The organism is Agrobacterium vitis (assembly GCF_014926405.1).
Taxonomy (GTDB): Bacteria; Pseudomonadota; Alphaproteobacteria; order Rhizobiales; family Rhizobiaceae; genus Allorhizobium; species Allorhizobium vitis_H.
This window is the reverse complement of the sequence record NZ_JACXXJ020000003.1, coordinates 603,630-623,984: the sequence shown is the minus strand read 5'-3', so window position 1 is coordinate 623,984 and position 20,355 is coordinate 603,630. Positions and strand designations below refer to the sequence as shown.

Annotated in this window: 18 protein-coding genes; 7 read left to right on the top strand and 11 right to left on the bottom strand. The window is 60.3% G+C overall.

Annotation, left to right across the window (positions count from 1 at the left end; genetic code table 11):
- Nucleotides 1–4 precede the first annotated feature (4 nt).
- The 5 genes from IEI95_RS04375 to IEI95_RS04355 form a co-directional block, all read right to left on the bottom strand.
- Nucleotides 5–1,036: an ABC transporter permease gene (locus IEI95_RS04375; RefSeq protein WP_194416261.1), complete on the bottom strand. Its 1,032-nt coding sequence runs from the start codon at nt 1,034–1,036 to the stop codon at nt 5–7.
- A gap of 97 nt (nt 1,037–1,133) precedes the next feature.
- The gene (locus tag IEI95_RS04370) at nt 1,134–2,831 is read right to left on the bottom strand and encodes an ABC transporter substrate-binding protein (protein WP_234890948.1); all 1,698 of its coding nucleotides are present in this window, start codon (nt 2,829–2,831) and stop codon (nt 1,134–1,136) included.
- A gap of 65 nt (nt 2,832–2,896) precedes the next feature.
- Entirely contained in the window at nt 2,897–3,790 is an 894-nt protein-coding gene (locus tag IEI95_RS04365; RefSeq protein ID WP_194416014.1) for a proline iminopeptidase-family hydrolase, read from the bottom strand.
- 31 nt (nt 3,791–3,821) lie between these two features.
- Nucleotides 3,822–4,427, bottom strand: coding sequence for an ANTAR domain-containing response regulator (locus IEI95_RS04360; protein ID WP_156532200.1), 606 nt, complete (start codon nt 4,425–4,427; stop codon nt 3,822–3,824).
- On the bottom strand, nt 4,424–5,608 hold the full coding sequence (locus IEI95_RS04355) for a transporter substrate-binding protein (RefSeq protein ID WP_194416012.1): 1,185 nt from the start codon (nt 5,606–5,608) through the stop codon (nt 4,424–4,426). The genes IEI95_RS04360 and IEI95_RS04355 overlap by 4 nt, the downstream gene beginning before the upstream one ends.
- Nucleotides 5,609–6,003: 395 nt before the next feature.
- Between IEI95_RS04355 and IEI95_RS04350 the strand changes: the two genes are divergently transcribed.
- From IEI95_RS04350 to IEI95_RS04320, 7 genes are all read left to right on the top strand, one after another.
- Entirely contained in the window at nt 6,004–6,906 is a 903-nt protein-coding gene (locus tag IEI95_RS04350) for a LysR family transcriptional regulator (RefSeq protein WP_194416010.1), read from the top strand.
- A 193-nt stretch (nt 6,907–7,099) separates the two neighbouring features.
- The gene (locus IEI95_RS04345; RefSeq protein ID WP_234934180.1) at nt 7,100–8,575 is read left to right on the top strand and encodes an ABC transporter substrate-binding protein; all 1,476 of its coding nucleotides are present in this window, start codon (nt 7,100–7,102) and stop codon (nt 8,573–8,575) included.
- A gap of 119 nt (nt 8,576–8,694) precedes the next feature.
- Nucleotides 8,695–9,645, top strand: a complete 951-nt coding sequence (locus tag IEI95_RS04340; RefSeq protein WP_194416006.1) for an ABC transporter permease — start codon at nt 8,695–8,697, stop codon at nt 9,643–9,645.
- Entirely contained in the window at nt 9,642–10,508 is an 867-nt protein-coding gene (locus IEI95_RS04335) for an ABC transporter permease (RefSeq protein WP_156537248.1), read from the top strand. Before IEI95_RS04340 ends, IEI95_RS04335 begins: the two co-directional genes overlap by 4 nt.
- Nucleotides 10,505–11,503: an ABC transporter ATP-binding protein gene (locus tag IEI95_RS04330; protein WP_156532206.1), complete on the top strand. Its 999-nt coding sequence runs from the start codon at nt 10,505–10,507 to the stop codon at nt 11,501–11,503. Before IEI95_RS04335 ends, IEI95_RS04330 begins: the two co-directional genes overlap by 4 nt.
- Entirely contained in the window at nt 11,500–12,492 is a 993-nt protein-coding gene (locus tag IEI95_RS04325) for an oligopeptide/dipeptide ABC transporter ATP-binding protein (protein WP_156532207.1), read from the top strand. The genes IEI95_RS04330 and IEI95_RS04325 overlap by 4 nt, the downstream gene beginning before the upstream one ends.
- A 26-nt stretch (nt 12,493–12,518) precedes the next feature.
- On the top strand, nt 12,519–13,913 hold the full coding sequence (locus tag IEI95_RS04320; protein WP_156532208.1) for an amidase: 1,395 nt from the start codon (nt 12,519–12,521) through the stop codon (nt 13,911–13,913).
- Between the two features lie 361 nt (nt 13,914–14,274).
- Here IEI95_RS04320 and atzF read toward each other — a convergent pair whose 3' ends face one another.
- From atzF to biuH, 6 genes are read right to left on the bottom strand one after another with little or no spacing between them, the layout of a single operon-like run.
- The gene (gene atzF / locus IEI95_RS04315) at nt 14,275–16,068 is read right to left on the bottom strand and encodes an allophanate hydrolase (protein ID WP_156532209.1); all 1,794 of its coding nucleotides are present in this window, start codon (nt 16,066–16,068) and stop codon (nt 14,275–14,277) included.
- A gap of 3 nt (nt 16,069–16,071) precedes the next feature.
- Nucleotides 16,072–16,416: a cupin domain-containing protein gene (locus tag IEI95_RS04310; RefSeq protein WP_156532210.1), complete on the bottom strand. Its 345-nt coding sequence runs from the start codon at nt 16,414–16,416 to the stop codon at nt 16,072–16,074.
- Nucleotides 16,409–17,077: a cysteine hydrolase family protein gene (locus IEI95_RS04305; protein ID WP_156532211.1), complete on the bottom strand. Its 669-nt coding sequence runs from the start codon at nt 17,075–17,077 to the stop codon at nt 16,409–16,411. Before IEI95_RS04305 ends, IEI95_RS04310 begins: the two co-directional genes overlap by 8 nt.
- The gene (locus IEI95_RS04300) at nt 17,077–18,597 is read right to left on the bottom strand and encodes an ABC transporter ATP-binding protein (RefSeq protein ID WP_156532212.1); all 1,521 of its coding nucleotides are present in this window, start codon (nt 18,595–18,597) and stop codon (nt 17,077–17,079) included. The genes IEI95_RS04305 and IEI95_RS04300 overlap by 1 nt, the downstream gene beginning before the upstream one ends.
- Nucleotides 18,594–19,655 (bottom strand): cyanuric acid amidohydrolase, encoded by a 1,062-nt coding sequence (gene atzD / locus IEI95_RS04295; RefSeq protein ID WP_194416004.1) that lies wholly within the window; start codon nt 19,653–19,655, stop codon nt 18,594–18,596. The genes IEI95_RS04300 and atzD overlap by 4 nt, the downstream gene beginning before the upstream one ends.
- Nucleotides 19,652–20,347 carry a biuret amidohydrolase gene (gene biuH, locus IEI95_RS04290; RefSeq protein WP_156532213.1) on the bottom strand — a complete coding sequence of 232 codons (696 nt, stop codon included), beginning with the start codon at nt 20,345–20,347 and terminating at the stop codon, nt 19,652–19,654. The genes atzD and biuH overlap by 4 nt, the downstream gene beginning before the upstream one ends.
- Between the last annotated feature and the right edge of the window lie 8 nt (nt 20,348–20,355).

The following is a 20,355-nucleotide window of genomic DNA, read 5'->3' as shown; positions in this document are numbered from 1 at the left end:
CTCCTCAAATCACTTTGGTGCGCGGATCGAGCGCATCACGCACACTGTCGCCCAGCACGTTGAGCGCCAGCACGCAGAGCACGATGGCAATGCCCGGCGCCAGGGCCACCAGCGGGCGGGTGTAAAGCAGGCCCTGGCCATCCTGGATGATTGTTCCCCAGCTGGCATCCGGGGCCTGCACACCGATGGAGAGGAAGGACAGCGAGGATTCGGTGATAATGTTCAGCGCCATCATCAGCGGAATGAAGACGATCAACGTGGTCGAGACATTCGGCAAGATGTCCTTGATCAGGATGCGCCATTTGGGAATGCCAAGGCCGATGGCGGCCAGCACGAATTCGCTGTTTTTGAGCGAAAGCACCCGCCCGCGCACCGGACGCGCCACGTAAGGCACGTAGATAATGCCGATAATGCCGATGGGCAGCAGCAGGCTGCTGGAATTGATCTCGACAGGGCCGATGGTAATGCCTTGCGAAATCAACACAATGGACAGCGAAATCGCCAGAAGATAGACCGGGAAGGCCCAGAGAATGTCGAGAATGCGCGACAGGACCATATCGGTGACGCCGCCGAAGAAGCCAGCCGAAATCCCGACGATTGCGGCCAGCACCAGACAGATCAGGGTCGAGGACGCGGATATCAGCAGCGAGTTGCGTCCACCATAAAGCAGGCGGGCAGCAACATCGCGGCCCTGACTATCGGCACCCAGAAAATACGGTCCTTTGAGGGTTGGCCCGATGGGGGTAACGCCGAGGCCAAGGCCTTCGGTAGATGCCTGCATGACCTTCACCCGCTGACCGTCGATTGTCACCCTGCCGCTGAGATTGGAGCGGAACGGATCAGTGCCTGATATCATCGAGGCATAGAGCGGGGCGGCGAGGCTGGAGGCGATGATGATCAGCAGCACCAGGGCGGCTGCAATGGCTGATTTATCTCTTCGGAGCAACCGCCAGGCGCGGTGCCACGGGCTGGCGCCACCGGCTTTTCTAGGGGCCTGCGGTTCAGGCTCTCTATTGGATTGGGCATGGCTGGCCATGCCTTCCGACACATCGTTCATCTGCGCTCTCTTCAAAGCTCGCTCATGGAGGAAATGGAGGGGAAGGCTTTTTACGCCTCGCCCCTGATGTACCAGCTTATTTCACCCAGGATTGCGAGATCACCCAGCGGTTCTGCTTGTTGAACAGGTAATTGCCGAGCCGCGCCGAGGTGAAGTTGACGCTCTTTGGCGTGAACAATGGAGCGAGCGGTGCCTGTTCCATGAAGGCTTTGTCGATTTTGGCCCAATTGGCGTCAGCTGCTTTGGGGTCCTTGATGGACAGTGCCATCGTGTCCTTCATCTGCTTGTCCAGTTCCTTGTTGCAGTAACCGGCGATGTTAATGGAGGAATCGCTGCCCGGATGGATGCTGTCGCAGGACAGCAGCACGTTGATGAAGTCGGACGCGGCCGGATAATCCATGTACCACTGCGTGACGCTGATCTGGACGTTGTTATTGGTGTTCTGGATATAGGTGAACTCGATATTCGGCGAGATCGCCTTCAGCGAGGCGTCATAGCCCAGTTCGTTCAACAGGCTCTGCACATAGGTGCCGATACCACGGCCAACGGCATTGTCCTCGGCAATGATCGTTACTTTCTGGCCAGCCGTGCCGCTTTCCTTGATCAGTGCCTTGGCCTTGTCCATATCCGGCTCGCTCCAGCTTTCGCCGGGGTTCTTGGTGTAAAGGCAATTGGGAGCATAGCCGGGGAAGTCAGGTGGCAGGATCTGGCAGGTCGGGGAGGCCAGCGCATCGCCGCCGAACAAGCCAACCAGCGCGTCGCGGTCGAGCGCATAGTTTACCGCCTGGCGCACCTTGATATTGTTGAACGGTGCCAGATTGGTGTTCATCGGCAGGTACCAGAAGGCAGCCAGCGGATCGATATGCATCTGCTTGGCATATTTCGAGCCCAGTTCCGGCAGGCGGTCGGCGGGCGGCGTGTCGAACATCCAGTCTACCTGACCGTTCTGGATGGCGTTGATCGTGGCTTCCTCGGTCATGCCGAACTGATAGACGATTTCATCGGCGTAGCCATCGGGCTGGGCATCGACGCTCCATTCCTTGAAATGCGGATTGCGCTTCAGCACCATTTTTTCATTGGGGTTGTAGCTGGCAATCATATAGGGGCCGGTGGCGGGAAGCGGCGTGGTGCCAGCGTCCTTGGCGGGCGTGTCGGCGGGCAGGATGCTGGCATGGGGCACGGCCATCTTGTCGAAGAATTCCGAATCCGCCTGGGTCAGGTGAATGGTCACGGTGCCCGCCGCGTCATCGGCAATCACGCCGCCTTCCAGCGTGCAGTTTGTTGCATCGGCAATGCATTTGTCGGCCCCGACGATGCCGTTATAAAAGCTGCCGGTGGTTGGACCATTGACCTTGAAGATACGCTGGAAGGAGGCTGCCACATCCGACGGCTTCAATTCCTGGCCGGTCGAGAACATGATGCCCTTGCGGATCTTGAACACATAGGTCTTGCCATCGTCCTGCGGCTCGGGAATGGCTTCGGCCACATCAGGCACGATCTTGAAGCCCTCGGTGCCAGCGGCCTGCTTGAACTTGACCAAGCCGTCATTGGTCATCTGCAAGACCTGCCAGTATTGGCCGGTATAGTTGATGGCGGGGTCGATGGTGCCTGCTGCTGAAACGGCGGAAAGCACCATCGTGCCACCGCGATGCTGGGCCATCAGCGCGGCCCGGTCCTCTGCATAAGAGAGGCCGGAAAGTGCTGTCTGGGCGAGAAGGCAGGTTGCGAGAAATGTGCCTGCCTTGCAGGACAAGGCTTTGGTCGATCTGGTCATAGAGTTCATTCCCTCTGGTTCTTCTTGGGTTCGGTTCATTCTGGCGGCTCTTGTCGTGGCCGTTATCAGGGCGCTTTCTGGTCGAGGAAGGCGCTGACTTCCTCCATGCAGGCGTCGCGCTCTTCCACATGCGGCATGTGGCTGGACTGTTCGAAAATCCGCCAGCGCACATCTGGGATCTCGTCGGCGAAGGGCTGCACACAGGCTTCGGTCGCCTCATCGAACCGGCCGGAAATCAGCAGGGTCGGGACAGCGATGGTCGAGAGCCTGCCCTCGATTGTCCAGTCCTTCATGGTGCCGATGACGTGGAATTCATTGGGACCGTTCATCGTGTGGTAAACTGTGGGATCGGCAGCAATCGCATCAAAGGTGCGTTGCACTTCAGGCGGCATCGGCACGACACGGCAAACGTGACGCTGGTTAAAGACATCCGTCGCTTTCATATACTCTTCGCTGTCGGTGGTTTCCGCCTGTTCGTGGGCCAGCAAGGTTGCCTGCACGTCAGCGGGCAGCGCTTCACGCAGCCGGTTTGCTTCTGAGACCCAGGTGCGCAGCGAGGCGGGGGAATTGGCGATCACCAGGGCTTTCAGTCCTTCGGGCTGGTCCACGGCAAATTCAGCGCCGAGCATGCCGCCCCAGGACTGGCCGAGTAGGCAATAGGCGCCGCGAATGCCCAGATGGTCGATCAGGTTGTGCAGTTCCGTCTTGAAGAACGCTACCGTCCAGAAGTCGCCGCCCTTGTCGGGCAGATGGGTGGATTTGCCATTGCCGACCTGGTCGTAATGAATGACGGCGCGACCCGTTGCGGCAATGTCCTTGAAACTGTCGACATAGTCATGTGTGCAGCCGGGACCACCATGGGCCACGATCAGCGGCGGCTTGCCTGAGGTGAGGTCGCCGGTGATCCGATACCAGGTCTGATACTCGCCGTAAGGGGCGAAACCTTCAATAGTCGACACGCAAAAACTCCTTATGGACTGCAATTCTGTTTCAGTTGGATTTCGGGATGGGAAACTCGCCGATATGCCGGTCATTGCGGCAGATGGCCTCGGCGGCATCCTCGATTGTCATGCCCCAGTCCATCGCCACCATCCGCAGTCTGCGCCAGGCCTCAGCCTCGGTGCAGGCGCCCTGCCGCAGCAATTCCAGCACGGCATGCACCACGACCGGCCTTTGGCGGACCCGGTTTTCCAGGTTGCGGATGTCATCGGCCTGGCTGCGGGCGGCCTGATAGGCATGGGTGGCGATCAACAGGGCGCTATAGGCACCGGTTGAGCCGACCGGTTTCAACAGATGAGCATTGGAGCCTTGCGACAGCGCCCACTCGATCCGCCCCGGCGTTTCAGAGCCGATCAGCGCGATCATCGGCATCGGCGCAAAGCCGGCTGGCCAGGGAAATTGACCGTCATGACCCATATCGGCATCGAAAAACACGATATCGGCACGAGCATGGCTCTCGTCCAACTGCGGCCATGCGACCGTCACCCGGATATTCAGGAGTTCGAGCTGGCGTTGCAGCGCATCGACGGAAGGATGCGGGCGATGCAGGATGATTGCATGCCAATTGGCAAGCAGGGGACGTTCGGGCCGCTTCATTTGATCACCTTCAGCGATGGTGACGTCTGGGGTTTAGGGGCGGGTGGAGTGTCTTCCATTCGCTTTGGCTGGCTGCGCACCAGATAAGGATCGGCCTCAATGGGCACCGCCGCACTCTGAAACAGCGTGAAGGAACCATCTTGGTCCGAAAGCGCGATATGCGGACGGAGCGCGGCGTGCTGGGTGCGGGGGTCGATTTTCAATGGCCCAAGCGGGGTGCGAAACAGCTGGTTCGTGGCGGCATGGCGCACGGCTTCCGGCATGTCGCTGCCCACATCGGCGATGGCCTGTGCCAGAACCATGACAGCGGTATAGGTGGAAACGAAAGGTGTCGTTAGGCGGCGGTCTTGACCGTGCCGCCGTGCGATTCCGGCCTTGAACTCCTGATTTTCCGCGCTCTCCAATCCCTGGAAATAAACAGATGTAGTGATATGGCCGACCCGGGCAGATGGCTCCAGACCGGCGAGATCCGTTTCGCAGAGATTGCAGGCGGTGACAGGACAGTGTTCCGGGCCGAAAGCGGGGTCTTCGCGCCGCAGGGCGTCATAGGCGGCCAGAAAGGCGGCTGCCGATTGGCCGACGAGATTGCTCAGGATGAAATCGGGCCGCTTCTGGCGAATTTCAGCAATCAGGTGATCGACCTGGGTGGAGCCGAGCGGCATGTAACGGTCGGCGACGACCTGGCCGCCGCTGGCCTCGGTGAGTTCCCGGGCGATCCGGCTGACTTCCCACCCCCAGATATAATTGGACCCGACAATGAAAGGCCGCCGCCCGAACCGTGGCAGGATATGCGCAAACAGGGGCAGAAGATGTTGGTTGGGACAGGCGCCGAGATAAAGCGCGCTGTCACTTGCTTCATAGCCTTCATAAGGAAAGGCATACCAGAGAAGGGCGCCTGACCGTTCGACCACCGGCAGGATTTCCTTGCGGCTCCAGGAGGTGATGGCGCCGATGATATGTTTGCAGCCATCGTCGCGGGTGGCCGCTTCCGCCATCAGTCCATAGCGCTCGGCATTACCACCGGGATCAGCCAGTTTCGCCTCGATTTGAACAGCAAATGCCGCATCCGTATTGATCTGCGCAATGGCCGCCATCGCTCCATCCACGGCTTCCCGACCGAGTGCTGCATAAGGCCCGGTGGTCGAGAACAGGATCGAAATCGGAACGGTCATCCTTGTCATGCAGTCTCTCTGGTCATGCGATTTTCTCTGACAGTCAAAATCGCGCATAAAAAAAGCCCCGGCCCGTCCGTGAAGACGAGTGGCGGGGCGTGTTTGCCTTCGGCATCAAAGCCATGTACGCAGCGACCAGGATGATAAACTGTGTCCTGTCGCCAGTTAACCCCTAAATCCGTATGGGATTGTCGGAAGTTCACTTGCAGGCTATGCCCAGGTTAAAATATAGTCAACAGGAATTTTCGCCCATTTAATAGGCTTTAATGGTTGCGGGCTTGTGTCTTTTGCAACGACCGCGCTTAACGGAGCAACAGGGCCAATATGGGAAAAACATCACCCCAGGCGGGACTTGGAAGGCGTGGGGAAATCTGGCATTTCTGCTGGGGCGGGGATGAACGGGCATGCAGATAAAAGCACTGATCTATTTCGATGAACTGGTGCGAACCCGCTCGATGCGGGCGGCTGCCGAGCGTCTGAACGTGCAGCCCACCGCCTTCGCCCGACAGATCGATCAATTGGAGCATTATTTCGGCGCGGTGCTGATCGAGCGATCGAGCCGGGGCATCCAGTTGACGGCGGCGGGCGAGCTGCTGGCGGCAAGAGCGGGCAAGACATTGCGGGAGCTGAACCATGTTCACCAGCTGATCGACGATCTCCAGGGCTTGAAGCGCGGCCATGTCACTATCCATGCAAACGGTGCGACGGTTGCCAATCTGCTGGCACCTACGCTGGCCGATTTCAGCCTGGTCTACCCGAATATCCGGTTTTCGGTGACCATTTCCAGCGCCGGTCAGGCGATGGAGGCCTTGTCGAGCGCCAAGGCGGACATGGCTGTTACCCTGTTTTCAGAGCCTGATCCAGGCATACGGGTGCGAGCACGGGCGCAGATCGTCTATGATGTCATTGCCGCCAGCCATCATCCGGCCGCGCGCCTGACGGAACTGACCATCACCGAGCTTGCCCGCTTTCCACTGGCGGTGCCGGATGGGACCTTTGGTGCGCGCCGCGCCTTCGATGCCTGGTTTTCCAAGGCTGGTCTGGAGCTTGATCCGGTCTTTGTGACGGGATCGCTGGAAATGCAGCGCGAACTGGTGCTGCGCGGTGCCGCTCTGACATTGCTGCCAGCCCAGACGGTGGCGCGTGAGCGCCGGTCCGGCGAACTGGTGGTAATCCCGATTGCCGGTGGGGCGGGTATCCGCACACCCATCGATCTGTGCGTCGCCGGTGACCGGCAATTGTCGTTTGCCGCTTCAAAGCTGGTGGATGCGGTTGAGCGGTTCATGCGCGAGCAGATGGGGAAATGAAGATATGCGTGTAGCGTTTTGCGCTCCACGCAGAACACAAAAAACCGCATTGTGTGGTTGCTTGCTTAATGACAGTATTTTCGGCAATGACGCCACCCGTGGTAAACACGGAAAACGAGCGTTCACGAAGGGGAATTTGACGATGGTTCATGCACGCTTTTTCAAGCCGGGCACTTTGCGCCGTATCGCGTTGATGACGCTGGCGGCGACGACGGTGTCGCTTGTCGGTCCCGGCCTGGCGGCGGCTGCCCAGAGGACGTTGACACTCGGCATGAATATCGAGCCGACCGGGCTTGATCCGACGGTGGCAGCCCCTGTGGCCATCGGCCAGGTGACCTGGCAGAATATTTTTGAAGGGCTGGTTGCCATCGACCGTGACGGCAAGATCGTGCCGCAACTGGCGAAAAGCTGGGAGATCTCCCCCGACGGCCTCACCTACACATTCAAGCTCCAGGAGGGCGTGACGTTCCACGATGGTGAGGCGTTTGATTCCTCCGTGGCGAAATTCACGCTCGACCGGGCGCGTGGCCCGGACTCGACCAATGGCCAGAAACGGTTTTTCAGCGCCATCGACAGCATCGAGACGCCGGACAAGGCAACGCTAGTCTTGAAACTGAAGGAACCGGCGGGCTCGCTGCTCTACTGGCTGGGTTGGCCTGCTTCCGTGATGGTGGCGCCGAAAAGTGCTGCTGATGACAAGACCAATCCCATCGGCACAGGCCCGTTCAAATTCGTCAGCTGGAACAAGGGCGACAGGGTCGAGCTTGCTGCCAATCCTGATTACTGGAACAAGCAGGTGAAGCTTGGCCTCGACAAGGTGGTGTTCCGTTTCATTCCCGATGCCCAGGCCCAGGCGGCGGCACTGAAATCCGGCGGCGTCGATGCCTTCCCAGAGTTTAGCGCGCCAGAACTGATGGACAGTTTCAAGGATGACGCCAAGCTTGCGACTGTTGTTGGTAATACCGAATTGAAGGTCGTGGCGGGTATGAACAACACCCGCAAGCCGTTCAACGACAAGCGCGTGCGTCAGGCGCTGATGATGGCCATAGACCGCTCGACGCTGGTGGAGGGGGCCTGGTCCGGCTACGGCACTGTGATCGGCAGCCATTATACGCCGAACGATCCGGGTTATATCGATACCACCAAGGTTCTGCCCTATAACCCGGAAAAGGCCAAGGCGCTTCTGGAGGAAGCGGGTTATCCGAATGGGTTCAGCTTCACCATCAAGACCCCGCAAATGACCTATGCGCCACGCAGCGCCGAAATCATGCAGGCCATGCTGGCCGAAATCGGCGTGACGATGACGATAGAGCCCACCGAGTTTCCGGGAAAATGGGTGTCGGACGTGTTCAAGGGTACGGATTACGACATGACCATCGTTGCTCATGCCGAGCCAATGGATATCGATATCTATGCCCGCGACCCCTATTATTTCAACTATAAGAACCCGGTCTTCAACGAGACGATCAAGAAAATCCAGGCCACATCCGATCCGGCGGCTCAGGCCACACTTTACGGTCAGGCGCAACAGATCCTGGCGGAGGACGTACCGGCGCTCTATCTGTTCGTCATGCCGAAGCTTGGCGTGTGGAACAAGAAGATCAAGGGCTTGTGGGAAAACGAACCGATCCCCGCCAATGTTCTGACGGATGTGCATTGGGAGGATTGATCCTGATCGGCGATGGCCTGAAACGGTCATCGCCCTCCCGATGCAAGAGCACGTGAGATTGACTGTTTCGTCCTAGCAAGGAGCGGGCCCGAAAAATCCGTGCGGAAGGAAAACCAGAGATGCTTGCCCTTATTCTCAGGCGGCTGGGCGGCCTTGTCCTGACACTGGCTGCCGTGTCCATCCTGATCTTTGTTTTGATGGATGTGTTACCTGGCGACCCCGCCGCCGTCATGTTAGGCACCTCCGCAAGCCCCGATACATTGGCGGCGCTGCGCCATGAGCTTGGCCTCGATCAACCGCTGGCGATCCGCTATCTGCACTGGCTGGCAGGCGCCGTGACGGGGGATTTGGGTCAGTCCTATACCTACGGCGTGCCGGTGGCTGGCCTGATCGCGGAGCGCCTCACCGTTACGCTGCCTTTGGCGGTGATGGCGATCCTTTTGTCCATGGCAATCGCCATCCCAATGGGTGTGGCCTCGGCCTTCAGGCGCAATAGCGGCTTTGATTATGCGGCTGGCTTTCTGTCGCAACTGTTCATCGCTGTTCCGGGTTTCTGGGTTGGTCTGCTGCTGGTGCTCGGCTTTTCCATAGGGCTTGGCTGGATGCCGGCTGGTGGCTTTGCCGGGTGGCAGGCAGGGTTTGGCCCGGCACTGCTGTCGCTGACCCTACCCGCCGTCGCGCTGGCGCTGCCGCAGGCAGGCGTATTGACCCGCGTGACCCGCTCGGCGGTGCTTGACGTGATGAACGAGGATTTCGTCCGCACCGCCCGCGCCAAGGGCCTGACACGACGGGCGGCTTTGTGGCGTCATGCGGTACCGAATGCGCTGGTGCCTGTCATGACCATTCTTGGCCTGCAATTCACCTTCCTGATCGCCGGTGCCATCCTGATTGAAAATGTCTTCAACCTGCCGGGACTGGGGCGGCTTGCCTATCAGGCGCTGAACCAGCGCGACATCATCGTCATGCAGGATGTCGTCCTGTTCTTCGCGGGCCTGGTCATCATCATGAATTTCCTTGTTGATCTCTCTTATCTCGTGCTGGACCCAAGATTGCGGGGCAGGGGCAAATGACCACGACCGTGACAACCTCAAAGCCGTTTACCAGGCGGCTCACCCGTCTCTTTCTGCGCCCGACTTTGCTGATCGGCGGGCTGATTATCATCCTGCTGGTGGCGATCGCCCTTCTGTCGCTGGTTTGGACACCGCTGCCGCCGACCCGCATGCAGATCATCTACAAGCTGAAACCACCGCTGGTGCATGGTCTGCTGGGAACCGACCAGCTTGGCCGCGACCTGACCTCCATGCTAATGGTTGGCGCCTGGAATTCCCTGTCGACCGCCCTGGCGGCAGTGGTGCTTGGCGCTGGCGTCGGCACGCTGTTCGGCGTCACGGTTGCGGCGCGGCGCGGCATGGTCGAGGCGCTGACCATGCGGATCAATGATGTGATCTTCGCCATTCCGCCGATCCTGTCGGCTATGATGCTTGGCGCTCTGCTGGGCACGGGGCGGTTTACCGCTATTATTGCGATCGCCGTGTTCATGGTGCCGGTTTTTGCCCGCGTCACCGCCAGCGCCGCCCTTCAGGTCTGGTCGCGGGATTATGTGCTGGCGGCGCGCGCCGCAGGCAAGGGGCAGGTGCTGATCACCATCGAACATGTCCTGCCCAATATTGCCAGCCAGATCATCGTGCAGATCGCCATCCAGCTGGGCCTGGCCATTCTAACTGAGGCGGGCTTGAGCTTTCTTGGTCTCGGCATGCCGCCACCGGCCCCGACCTGGGGGCGGATGCTGGCCGATTCCCAGACCTATCTGGCTGCCGCGCCTTGGCTTGCTATCCTGCCGGGCCTTGCCATCGCGTTTACTGTGCTTGGCTTCAATATGCTGGGCGATGGGCTGCGCGATCTTCTCGACCCGCGTGAAAAGGGGCGTTCATGAGCGAGAAACCGTTGCTCTCCATTCGAGACCTGTCCATTGCGGTTGATCTCCCCGATGGCCGGTCCATGCCCATTATCGATGACCTGAGTTTCGATCTGCGGGCTGGCGAAACGCTTGGCATTGTCGGCGAAAGCGGATCGGGAAAATCACTGGCATCGCTCGCAGTCATCGGCCTTCTGCCCCGCGTTGCGCGCCCGACTGGCCAGATCCTGCTTGACGGAGAGGACCTGTTGAGCGCCAGCGAAGACCGGCTGTGCAAGATCCGTGGCAACCGGATCGGCATGATCTTCCAGGAGCCGTTGACAGCGCTTAATCCGGCGATGACCGTTGGCGACCAGATTGCCGAAGGCCTGGTCTGGCATCGCGGTCTCAGCTGGCGTCAGGCGCGCCGCGAGGCGGTGGAGCTTCTCGATCAGGTCCGCATTCCCGATGCCAAGCGTCGGGCCGTGACCTACCCGCATGAAATGTCGGGCGGCCAGCGCCAGCGCGTCGGCATCGCCATTGCGCTGGCCTTAAAACCGGCGCTGATGATTGCCGACGAACCGACGACGGCGCTCGATGTGACGGTTCAGGCCGAAGTGCTGGATATTCTCGATGATCTCGTGCGCGAATACCGGATGGCGTTGATCCTCGTCAGCCACGATCTTGGCGTCATCGCCCGCATGTGCGACCGAACCCTGGTTCTCTATGCCGGAAGGCAGATGGAGGAAGGTGCAACCCGCGCTGTTCTGACCACCCCGCTCAATCCCTATACGCGCGGCCTGCTGTCTGCCGTGCCTAAGCGGGTGCCTGGAACGGACGGCGAGCAAGGCAGGCTTGCCACCATTCCCGGCACGGTTCCGGGGTTTGCGCAGCTGCCGGAAGGCTGCTGCTTTTCCGACCGCTGTCCTGATGTGATGACGGAATGTCGTCTCACTGCGCCGGGTTGGTCGAGGCAGGGCGAGGATCGCGGTGTGCGCTGTCTGCTGGCTGAGCAAGGGGAGGTCAGCCAATGACCGACGACAATCTTCTCGATATCCGCATGCTTGCCCGCGACTATGTCAGCCGTCCGCTGTTCGGGAAGCCGCATACCAGCCGGGCGCTGGATGAGGTGTCGCTGACGGTTGGGCGCGGCGAGATCTATGGCATTGTCGGTGAAAGCGGCTGCGGAAAATCCACCCTAGCTCGGTTAGTAATGGCGCTTGATCGCCCGACGTCAGGCCATGTCCTGTTTGACGGCGACGATCTGTTTTCGCTGTCGCTTGAAGCGCTGAAGCGTAAGCGGCAGGACTTCCAGATGGTGTTTCAGGACCCGTTCGGCTCGCTCGATCCGCGCCAGACCATCGGGCGGATTATCGCTGAACCCTTGCATGTGCTGACGCCCAGGCCGGGCAAGACAGCAATCCGCGAGAAAGTCGCCGCCATGCTGGAAAGTGTCGGCTTGCAGGCCAGTCATGCGCAGCGCTATCCGCATGAATTTTCCGGTGGCCAGCGCCAGCGCATCGCCATTGCCCGTGCCTTGATCACCGAACCGAAACTTGTCGTGGCCGATGAGGCGGTCTCGGCGCTCGATCTCTCCGTCCAGGGTCAGGTTCTCAACCTGTTGATGGATCTGCGCCGCACACGCGGCGTCAGCTTCCTGTTCATCACCCATAATCTGGCGGTGGTGGATTGTATCGCCGATCGGGTCGGGGTGATGTATCGCGGCAGGCTGGTGGAGCAGGGACCGGCCCATGCGGTTTTCGAGCAGCCCCTGCATCCCTATACGAAAATTCTGGCCGATGCCGAGCCAAGCGTTCACCGTTTCGGCAGGCCGCAAAAACCTGCCCCTCTGCCTGGTATCAGCGGCGATCCCGATATCGGCTGCGCGTTCCGTGGCCGCTGTCCACTGGCGCAGACACGCTGCACCATGGAACAGCCAGCGCTGCGCGAGATCATGCCCGGACGCGAGGCTGCCTGCCACCGTGCCGAGGTGATGGCCGGGACTGACACCTTCATCCGATAAAAGACCAAAGATATAGAAAGCCAGGAATGACCGATCTTGTTGACTTGACCATCCGGGAGCTGATTGCCGGTTTCAGCGCCAAGACCTTGTCGCCGGAAGACTATTGGAACGCGGTTGAGGCCCGGATCGATGCTTTCGAGCCGTCGGTTCAGGCGCTTTACCTCTATGACCCTGAAAGCGCCCGCACCCAGGCCCGCGCCTCCACGGATCGCTGGCAGCGCGGCGCGGCCCTCGGCCCGCTCGATGGCATTCCTGTCTCGCTGAAGGAGCTGATCGCTACCAGAGGCCAGCCGGTGCCGCTCGGCACTGCCGCCGTCGATCTCGTGCCTGCTGCGGCGGACGCGCCGATTGCGGCCCGGATGCGCGAAGACGGCGCGGTGATTTTCGCCAAGACCACCTGCCCGGATTATGGAATGCTGTCTTCTGGCCTGTCGAGTTTTCATCCGCTGAGCCGCAATCCCTGGGATCTCAGCCAAAATCCCGGCGGCTCCAGTGCCGGTGCGGCAGCGGCAGGGGCTGCCGGGTTCGGCCCGCTGCATATCGGTACGGATATCGGTGGATCGGTGCGCCTGCCAGCCGGATGGACCGGGTTGTTCGGCTTTAAGCCCAGCCATGGCCGCATCCCTGTTGATCCCTATTATGTCGGGCGTTGCGCCGGGCCAATGACCCGCTGCGTCGATGACGCGGCCTATTCGATGATGACCCTGGCCCGTCCGGACTGGCGCGACGGGACCAGTCTTCCCCCAGAGACGATCAACTGGCTGGACGAGGATATCGATATCAGCGGCATGAAAATCGGCCTCATGCTGGATGCAGGCTGCGGTCTTGCGGCCGAGGAGGAGGTGCGCGAGGCAATTATTGCCGCCGCCAAGCGGTTCGAGGCGGCAGGGGCCGAGGTTTTCGAGGTTGGCCCGGTGATGAACCGCGCCATGCTGGATGGGCTGGACGTCTTCTGGCGGGCAAAATTCTGGGGCGATATTGCCGCGCTCAGCACGGAAAAGCGCCAGATGATCCTGCCCTATATCTATGAATGGGCCGAGGGTGGTGCCAATGTCAGTGGCGTCGATGCGGTCAAGGGCTTTGGCCAGACCATAGAGATGCGCAAGACCTGCGGCGCGCTGTTTACCCGCGTCGACGCGGTTCTGTCGCCGATCAATCCTGTCGTTTCCTATCCGGCGGAATGGGCCTCGCCAACCAATGATCCGCAAAAGCCTTTCGAGCATATTGCCTTCACGGTGCCGTGGAACATGTCGGAACAGCCAGCGGCATCGATCAATTGCGGCTTTTCAAACAGCGGCATGCCGATTGGCTTGCAGATCGTCGGTCCACGGTTTGGTGATCTGACCGTGCTGAAACTGTCGAAACTGTTTGAAAGCTGGACCGGGCGGATCAACACTTGGCCGCAGCCGCCACGGTCTTGAGGGGCTTATACAAAGGTTCATTGAAAATGACTCTTTGTGTTCTTCACAGTACACGCCGCAAACGTTTTTATGTGCCGCTTACCCCCCACTGTCCTGCCGGACATCTCCCCCTCACGGGGGGAGATCGGATAGACTTTTCCGCCCAACTTATCGACTACCGTCGTGATCTCCGACATTTTGAACGGTAAATGTGAAGCGAAACGCTCGCTCCGAGTCGATCTCCCTCCTTGAGGGGGAGATGCCTGGCAAGGCAGAGGGGGTAAGCGGCAGATAAAAACCTTTGCAATGTGTACTGTGCATATTTTCAATGTCTTCAAGTCGGGGATGCGTCAGCATCTTCGAGACTTGGTATTATTGAAGCTCAAAGGCTGGCAATATAGGCCCGCCAGCCACCCAAATGCGTAATGTCCTCAGCGCCTTCGACCGCCGAAGGCTCGACGAGAAAACCCTTGGCGCTTGAGCCGTCATCCAGGAAAACCGTGCCGATACACATCGGCGAGGGGATCATGTTGACGAACTGACCGAAGCCAGCGGGCGTTAGCTGCCAGATTTCCACGGCAATCGCGGCTCCCTCCTCAACCCGAACCAGGCCGGGCTTGGGCGGTGTCTGGTTGGGCAGGGCAAACAGCTTGTAGCTGGCCGATGTCGTCCCAGCCCGCAGGAACCTGGCGTTAAGGCTGGTCAGTTGGTGATTGAGCGGCATGCCGGACAGATGCGCGCCGACAACGATGACAGGGATCAGACCCTCGGTCTTTTCCACTGGCTTTTCTGGTGACGGCGGCAGCGGCCAGCCGGTGGCACCGACGGTGGTGCCAAGGCGGCTGTGCAAGGCTGACCCCAGTGCTGCGGTCAGGCCATCGGCACCGAAGGGTGCCAGCAACGTGACGCTGGAGGGCAGGCCATCGCCACGCTTGCCTGTCGGCACGGCAATGCCGCACATGTCCAGAAGATTGACGAAATTGGTATAGGTGCCGAGGCGTGAATTGGCCTTGATCGGCTCCTCTTCCAGATCGGCCAGCGTGTAATGGGTGGGTGCTGTCGGCACGCAGATCACATCGACAGAGGCGATCACTGGCGCCAACTGCTGCTTCAGCGCTTGCAGCCGGTACATGCCGGAAAAGGCATCGGCGGCAGTCAGGGTTTTCGCCGCGCTGTAGATCGTGTGCGTCACCGGATGGAAGCTTTCGGGCTTCGCATCGAAAAAGTCTTTGACCGCCGCATAGCGTTCGGCCACCCAGGCACCTTCATAGAGCAGGTTTGCGACCTCAAAGAAGCCGGAAAACGGCAGGTCCACAAGCGTGTGGCCCATGGCCGAAAGCTCCGCCAGCGCTTTTTCGAAACTTGCTTCCATAAGGCTGTCGCCGAAGAATTCTCGGTCGGCCTTGGCGGGAACGCCAATGCGCAGAACCGGCGCGGACGCCAACGCATGGCCCACCGGCATGGGGCGGGAATAGGCGTCCTCGGCATCATGTTTCGCAGCGACGGTGAAGACCTTGTGGGCATCTTCCACCGTCAGCGCGAAGATCGATACGCAATCAAGCGTGCGGCAGGCGGGAATGACACCAATGGCAGACAACGCGCCGACCGAGGGCTTTAAACCGACTATATTGTTCAGCCCAGCTGGAATGCGGCCAGAGCCTGCCGTATCGGTGCCGAGCGCGAAGCTGACAATGCCCTGCGCCGTCGCCACAGCCGAACCGGAACTGGAGCCGCCGGGGACCAGTTTGGGATCGATTGCGTTGCGGGGAATGGCATGGGGCGTGCGCACGCCGACCAGGCCGGTGGCGAACTGGTCGAGATTGGTCTTGCCAATCACCAGGGCACCCGCATCTTTCAATAGGCGCACCACAGTCGCATCGGTTTCGGGCGTATAGGCATAGTCCGGGCAGGCGGCGGTGGTCGGCAGGCCCGCAACATCGATATTGTCCTTGACGGCAAAAGGAATGCCCCAGAGCGCCTTTGTCTCCGGTGAAAAAGCTCCGAGCGCTTGCGCCTGATCCAGCAGGTCCGCCTTGTCGGCGAGCTTAAGGAAAATGCCGGGATCATTGATGGCAGCAATGCGGGAAAATACCTCTTCGATCATTGCCTGCGCCGTCCAGCCAGAGGCATAGGCGGCGTGAAGCGATGCAATATCAAATGCTTGAGAAAATGGCATGGATCAGTTTTCCAATAGTGTTACGGGGCGATCCCATTGGATCAGGACGGTGCAGCCATCAATGCTCCACACGGAATGTTCGGTGCCTGCCGCATTGACAATATAGGAGCCGGTGCCATAGGTGCCGGTCTCGTCCGACTGACTGCCTTCCAACACCAGAATGGTTTCCAGCCCTTCGTGGCGGTGGCGAGGAACCGAGGCTCCGGCCTGATAGGCCAGAAGGGCGACGCCGGGCTGGTCGCCCTCAAAGTGGTGGATCCAGTGAATGGTCACGCCATCACGGAACGCCTCATAGGGCAGGCTTTTCCAGCCGCCGGCCAGCATATTGTCACGGGTCGTTTCAGCCATGGGCAAGCGCCTCCAGAAAGGGGTCGAGATGGGCAGTCCAGCCGACAATGCCGCCTTGGGCGCGGATCATCTCAAGGGTTGATTGTTTGAAGGCCGGGAAATAGCTGGCGGTGGCTTCTTCAATCAGCAGGCAGTCATAGCCCCGGTCATTGGCCTCGCGCATCGTGGTCTGTACACAGACCTCGGTGGTGACACCGGCAAAGATCAACTGGGTAATGCCGCGCGCTGTAAGCTCTTCGCCAAGATTGGTGGCATAGAACGCACCCTTGCCGGGCTTCTCGATCACCAACTCGCCGTCAACAGGCGCTAGCTCTGGCAAAATGCTGGTGCCATATTCCCCTGAAATCAGGATGCGGCCCATCGGCCCCTCATCACCGATCCGTAGTGTAGGACTACCGCGATTGCGCTTGGCATCCGGCAGGTCGGAGAGGTCAGGCCTGTGGCATTCCATCGTGTGGATCACGGTAAGACCGTGGGTGCGGGCCGCCTCCAGCAGGCGTTTGACATCCGGCACGATGGCGCTGACCAGGCTGACATCATTGCCGAGCGTCTCGCCAAAGCCACCCGGCTCGGTGAAATCGCGCTGCATGTCGATGATGACAAGCGCCGCCTGATCCAGCTTCAGCCGGAAGGCGAAGGGTTGGGCCTTGATATCCAACATCATGCATGTCCTGCCATATGAGCGCCGATCACGGCAATGTCAGCGCCGCGCGCCGGGGTCTCGTACACCAGCCTGCCATCCGACATCACGACAATGCGGTCGGACATTTCCATCAACTCGTCCAGATCCTCGGAAAACAGCAGCACGGCGCTGCCATTGTTACGCGCCTTCATGATCCGGGCGCGGATTTCGGCGACGGCGGAGAAATCCAGACCGAAACAGGGATTGGAGACAACCAGCAGATCGACATCGCCAGTCAGTTCCCGCGCCAGCACGGCGCGCTGCACATTGCCGCCTGACAGCGAGGCAATCGGTGAGGCGGGCGAGGCGGTCTTGACCTTGAAATCGGCGATCAACCGCCCGGCTGTCTCGCGCATCGCCTTGGCATTCAGCCAGAACCGGGTCCTTCCATTGGCATCCACATCGAAATCGCGAAAACTCAAGTTCTCAGCCACCGACATTCTCGGCGCGCAGGCATTCAGCAGCGGTTCTTCCGGGATGAAGCGGACATTGGCGGCCCGCGTTTCCTGACGGGTGGCCGTATAGGGCCGGTCCTTGACGGTGATGTCGCCGGCCTCGGCAGGCCGTTGCCCGGCCAGCAATTCGGCCAGTTCCTTCTGGCCATTGCCGGAAATGCCAGCAATCCCGACGATTTCGCCAGCTCTGACCTTGAGATCATCGACCTCGATGCTCTTCAGACCGCTGCGGTCACTGGTTTTCATCCCCCGGATCGACAGGATGGAAGGGCTGGCGTCTGCGACCGGCAAACGGCTGTCCAGCTTGGCCAGCTTGACATCGCCGATCATCATTGCCGCCATGTCCTGCGTTGTCAGGTCGGCTGTGCGGCCCGAGCCAACCAGCTTGCCACGCCGCAGCACTGACACCGCATCGGCGAATTTTTGCACCTCGTGGAATTTGTGGGAAATCATCAGCACTGTCAGCGCACCACGCTCGGTCATGCCCCGCACCAGGCCCAGCATGTCGTCGGCCTCGGCGGGCGTCAGCACCGATGTCGGCTCGTCAAGGATCAGGAACCGGCGTCCGAGATAGAGCTGCTTGATGATTTCCAGCTTCTGCTTTTCGCCCGCCGACAGTTCCCGCACCGGGCGCTCCAGCGGAATCTGGAAGGGCATGGTGGCCATGAAATCCGCCAGCGCTTGGCGTTCGCGTCGCCAGTTGATCATTGCAGGCACGGCATTGCGGCTAATCACTAGGTTTTCCGCGCCGGTCAGCGATGGCACCAGCGTGAAATGCTGGTAGACCATGCCAAGCCCCAGCGCTGCCGCATCGCGGGGCGAGGCGATCTCCACCTCCCGGTCCTCGACCAGCAATTGGCCGGAGGTCTGGCGGTAAAAGCCCATGATGCATTTGACCAGGGTTGATTTGCCCGCGCCGTTTTCGCCCAGCAGGGCGTGGAATGAACCGGCTTTCACCTTGATGGAGACCGCATCGAGGGCGGTGAAGCTGCCGAACCGCATGGTCATGGCGGCGGTTTCAATGCCGATTGCACTGGCAGTCATGCCCAATCCTCCCGCTCAACAATAATTGCCACCGGCCCGCCGCCGGGCGGTCCCTGATGTTCGGCTCCACCAGACACATACAGGTCCGTTTCCTCAAACACGCCAGCCAGCACGCCGCCGACAAAGGCGCGGGCATGGCGGGTGCCGGAAATGTCGCTATCCTCAAGCATGGTGTGGCGTTTACCCCGCACGGTGCCGCGCGGATCGGGTTCGGCCTTGGCCAGCACGGCGCTCAGTTTTCCAAGCGGCATGTCGGACCAGGCGGCCCGCACGCTCGGCGCATCCATGGCGTCGAACATCACGGTATGCGTCATGGCAAATGGTCCGCTCCAATGATCGCTCATGCCGAGAACGATGATTTCGTGATCGGTCAGTTCCACGCCCGCCGAGGTGGAGGCGCGGGCAGAATAAAGGTCGAGCGTGCGGCAGATGTCAGCGTCCTGGATATCGTCCATATCAAGCTCGCCCAGCGCCACGGCGACGCCAAGCGCCGAGGCGCCGCGTGAATAACCCATGGATTTCAACGTCTCGGCAATAACCGTGCGTTTGCCACGCGCCTGCGCTTGCGCTACCCGTGCTGAGGTCAGCAGCGGGCATTTGATCTGCACGAAATGCACATCCGCCGGATTGTTTATCCCGGCATCAACCATGGCGGTCCGCACGCCCTGAGCGACCAGATCCACCTGTTCCTTGCGGCCCAGATGTTCCGGCAGGAGATCGGCTGTGCGGGCAACGCCGATGGCGAGCGAGCGGTTGGGCGCTGCCTCCACCCGTTCACGGGCAAAAATCGTCCAGTGAGGCGACAGCGCCCCTTCCGTGCCGCCGGACATGACAATGGAAACGCCTGTCACACCGAGGCGGGCAAACAGCTGTTCGAATGTGGCGGTGGCAAAACCACGGGTGAAATCGTTGACGCAGCCATTGCCCTCGGTCTTGCCCAGCACCGCGACGATGCTTTGCGGATCGAGGCCACCAGCAATCAGCGCTTCAACGCCGGATATGTCATCCGGGGCAGCGGCGGCAACGCGGTAAACCGAGGCGCGGAAACATGTGGTCACGGCAGGGCCTCGATCAGGTCTTTCGAATTGGAGACCGCGCCGAACACGCCGCCCTGCATTTTCACCATTTTGATGGCGGCGAGGTGATTGCCGTAGTCAGTCGCGCCGCAGCAATCTTCCAGTAGCAGGCATTCAAAGCCCCGGTCATTGGCCTCGCGCATCGTGGTGTGAACACAGACATCGGTGGTTATGCCGGTGAGAATGATATTCTGGATGCGCTTCTGGTTGAGGATCAATTCCAGATCCGTGGCGCAGAACGAGCCTTTGCCAGGCTTGTCGATAATGGTTTCGCCATCCAGCGGGGCCAGTTCCTCGATAATGTTCCAGCCCGGTTCGCCGCGCACCAGAATGCGACCGCAGGGGCCGGGATCACCGATGCCGGATTTGATCCTCTGCGAACGCCAGCGTTTGTTGGCGGGCAGGTCGGCGAGGTCAGGGCGATGGCCTTCGCGGGTGTGGATGATATGGTAGCCCTTGGCCCGCATGGCTGCCAGCACCGCCTTGATCGGCTCGATCGGCGCGCGCACCAGCGACAGGTCATAACCCATATGATCGACGTAACCGCCGGGGCCGCAGAAATCGGTCTGCATGTCGATGATAACTAGTGCGGTATTGTCAGGTCGCCAATCGCCGTTATAGGGCCAGGGATAGGGATCGGCGGCAAGCGTATGAAGTTTTGTCTCTGTGGACATATCGATGA

What these genes read in the sequence shown, in the direction of transcription:
- IEI95_RS04375 (WP_194416261.1), bottom strand. Translation starts at nt 1,036, where the DNA reads ATGGCCAGCCATGCCCAATCCAATAGAGAGCCTGAACCGCAGGCCCCT.
- IEI95_RS04370 (WP_234890948.1), bottom strand. Translation starts at nt 2,831, where the DNA reads ATGACCAGATCGACCAAAGCCTTGTCCTGCAAGGCAGGCACATTTCTC.
- IEI95_RS04360 (WP_156532200.1), bottom strand. Translation starts at nt 4,427, where the DNA reads ATGAAGCGGCCCGAACGTCCCCTGCTTGCCAATTGGCATGCAATCATC.
- IEI95_RS04355 (WP_194416012.1), bottom strand. Translation starts at nt 5,608, where the DNA reads ATGACAAGGATGACCGTTCCGATTTCGATCCTGTTCTCGACCACCGGG.
- IEI95_RS04350 (WP_194416010.1), top strand. Translation starts at nt 6,004, where the DNA reads ATGCAGATAAAAGCACTGATCTATTTCGATGAACTGGTGCGAACCCGC.
- IEI95_RS04345 (WP_234934180.1), top strand. Translation starts at nt 7,100, where the DNA reads ATGACGCTGGCGGCGACGACGGTGTCGCTTGTCGGTCCCGGCCTGGCG.
- IEI95_RS04340 (WP_194416006.1), top strand. Translation starts at nt 8,695, where the DNA reads ATGCTTGCCCTTATTCTCAGGCGGCTGGGCGGCCTTGTCCTGACACTG.
- IEI95_RS04335 (WP_156537248.1), top strand. Translation starts at nt 9,642, where the DNA reads ATGACCACGACCGTGACAACCTCAAAGCCGTTTACCAGGCGGCTCACC.
- IEI95_RS04330 (WP_156532206.1), top strand. Translation starts at nt 10,505, where the DNA reads ATGAGCGAGAAACCGTTGCTCTCCATTCGAGACCTGTCCATTGCGGTT.
- IEI95_RS04325 (WP_156532207.1), top strand. Translation starts at nt 11,500, where the DNA reads ATGACCGACGACAATCTTCTCGATATCCGCATGCTTGCCCGCGACTAT.
- IEI95_RS04320 (WP_156532208.1), top strand. Translation starts at nt 12,519, where the DNA reads ATGACCGATCTTGTTGACTTGACCATCCGGGAGCTGATTGCCGGTTTC.
- atzF (WP_156532209.1), bottom strand. Translation starts at nt 16,068, where the DNA reads ATGCCATTTTCTCAAGCATTTGATATTGCATCGCTTCACGCCGCCTAT.
- IEI95_RS04310 (WP_156532210.1), bottom strand. Translation starts at nt 16,416, where the DNA reads ATGGCTGAAACGACCCGTGACAATATGCTGGCCGGCGGCTGGAAAAGC.
- IEI95_RS04305 (WP_156532211.1), bottom strand. Translation starts at nt 17,077, where the DNA reads ATGTTGGATATCAAGGCCCAACCCTTCGCCTTCCGGCTGAAGCTGGAT.
- IEI95_RS04300 (WP_156532212.1), bottom strand. Translation starts at nt 18,597, where the DNA reads ATGACTGCCAGTGCAATCGGCATTGAAACCGCCGCCATGACCATGCGG.
- biuH (WP_156532213.1), bottom strand. Translation starts at nt 20,347, where the DNA reads ATGTCCACAGAGACAAAACTTCATACGCTTGCCGCCGATCCCTATCCC.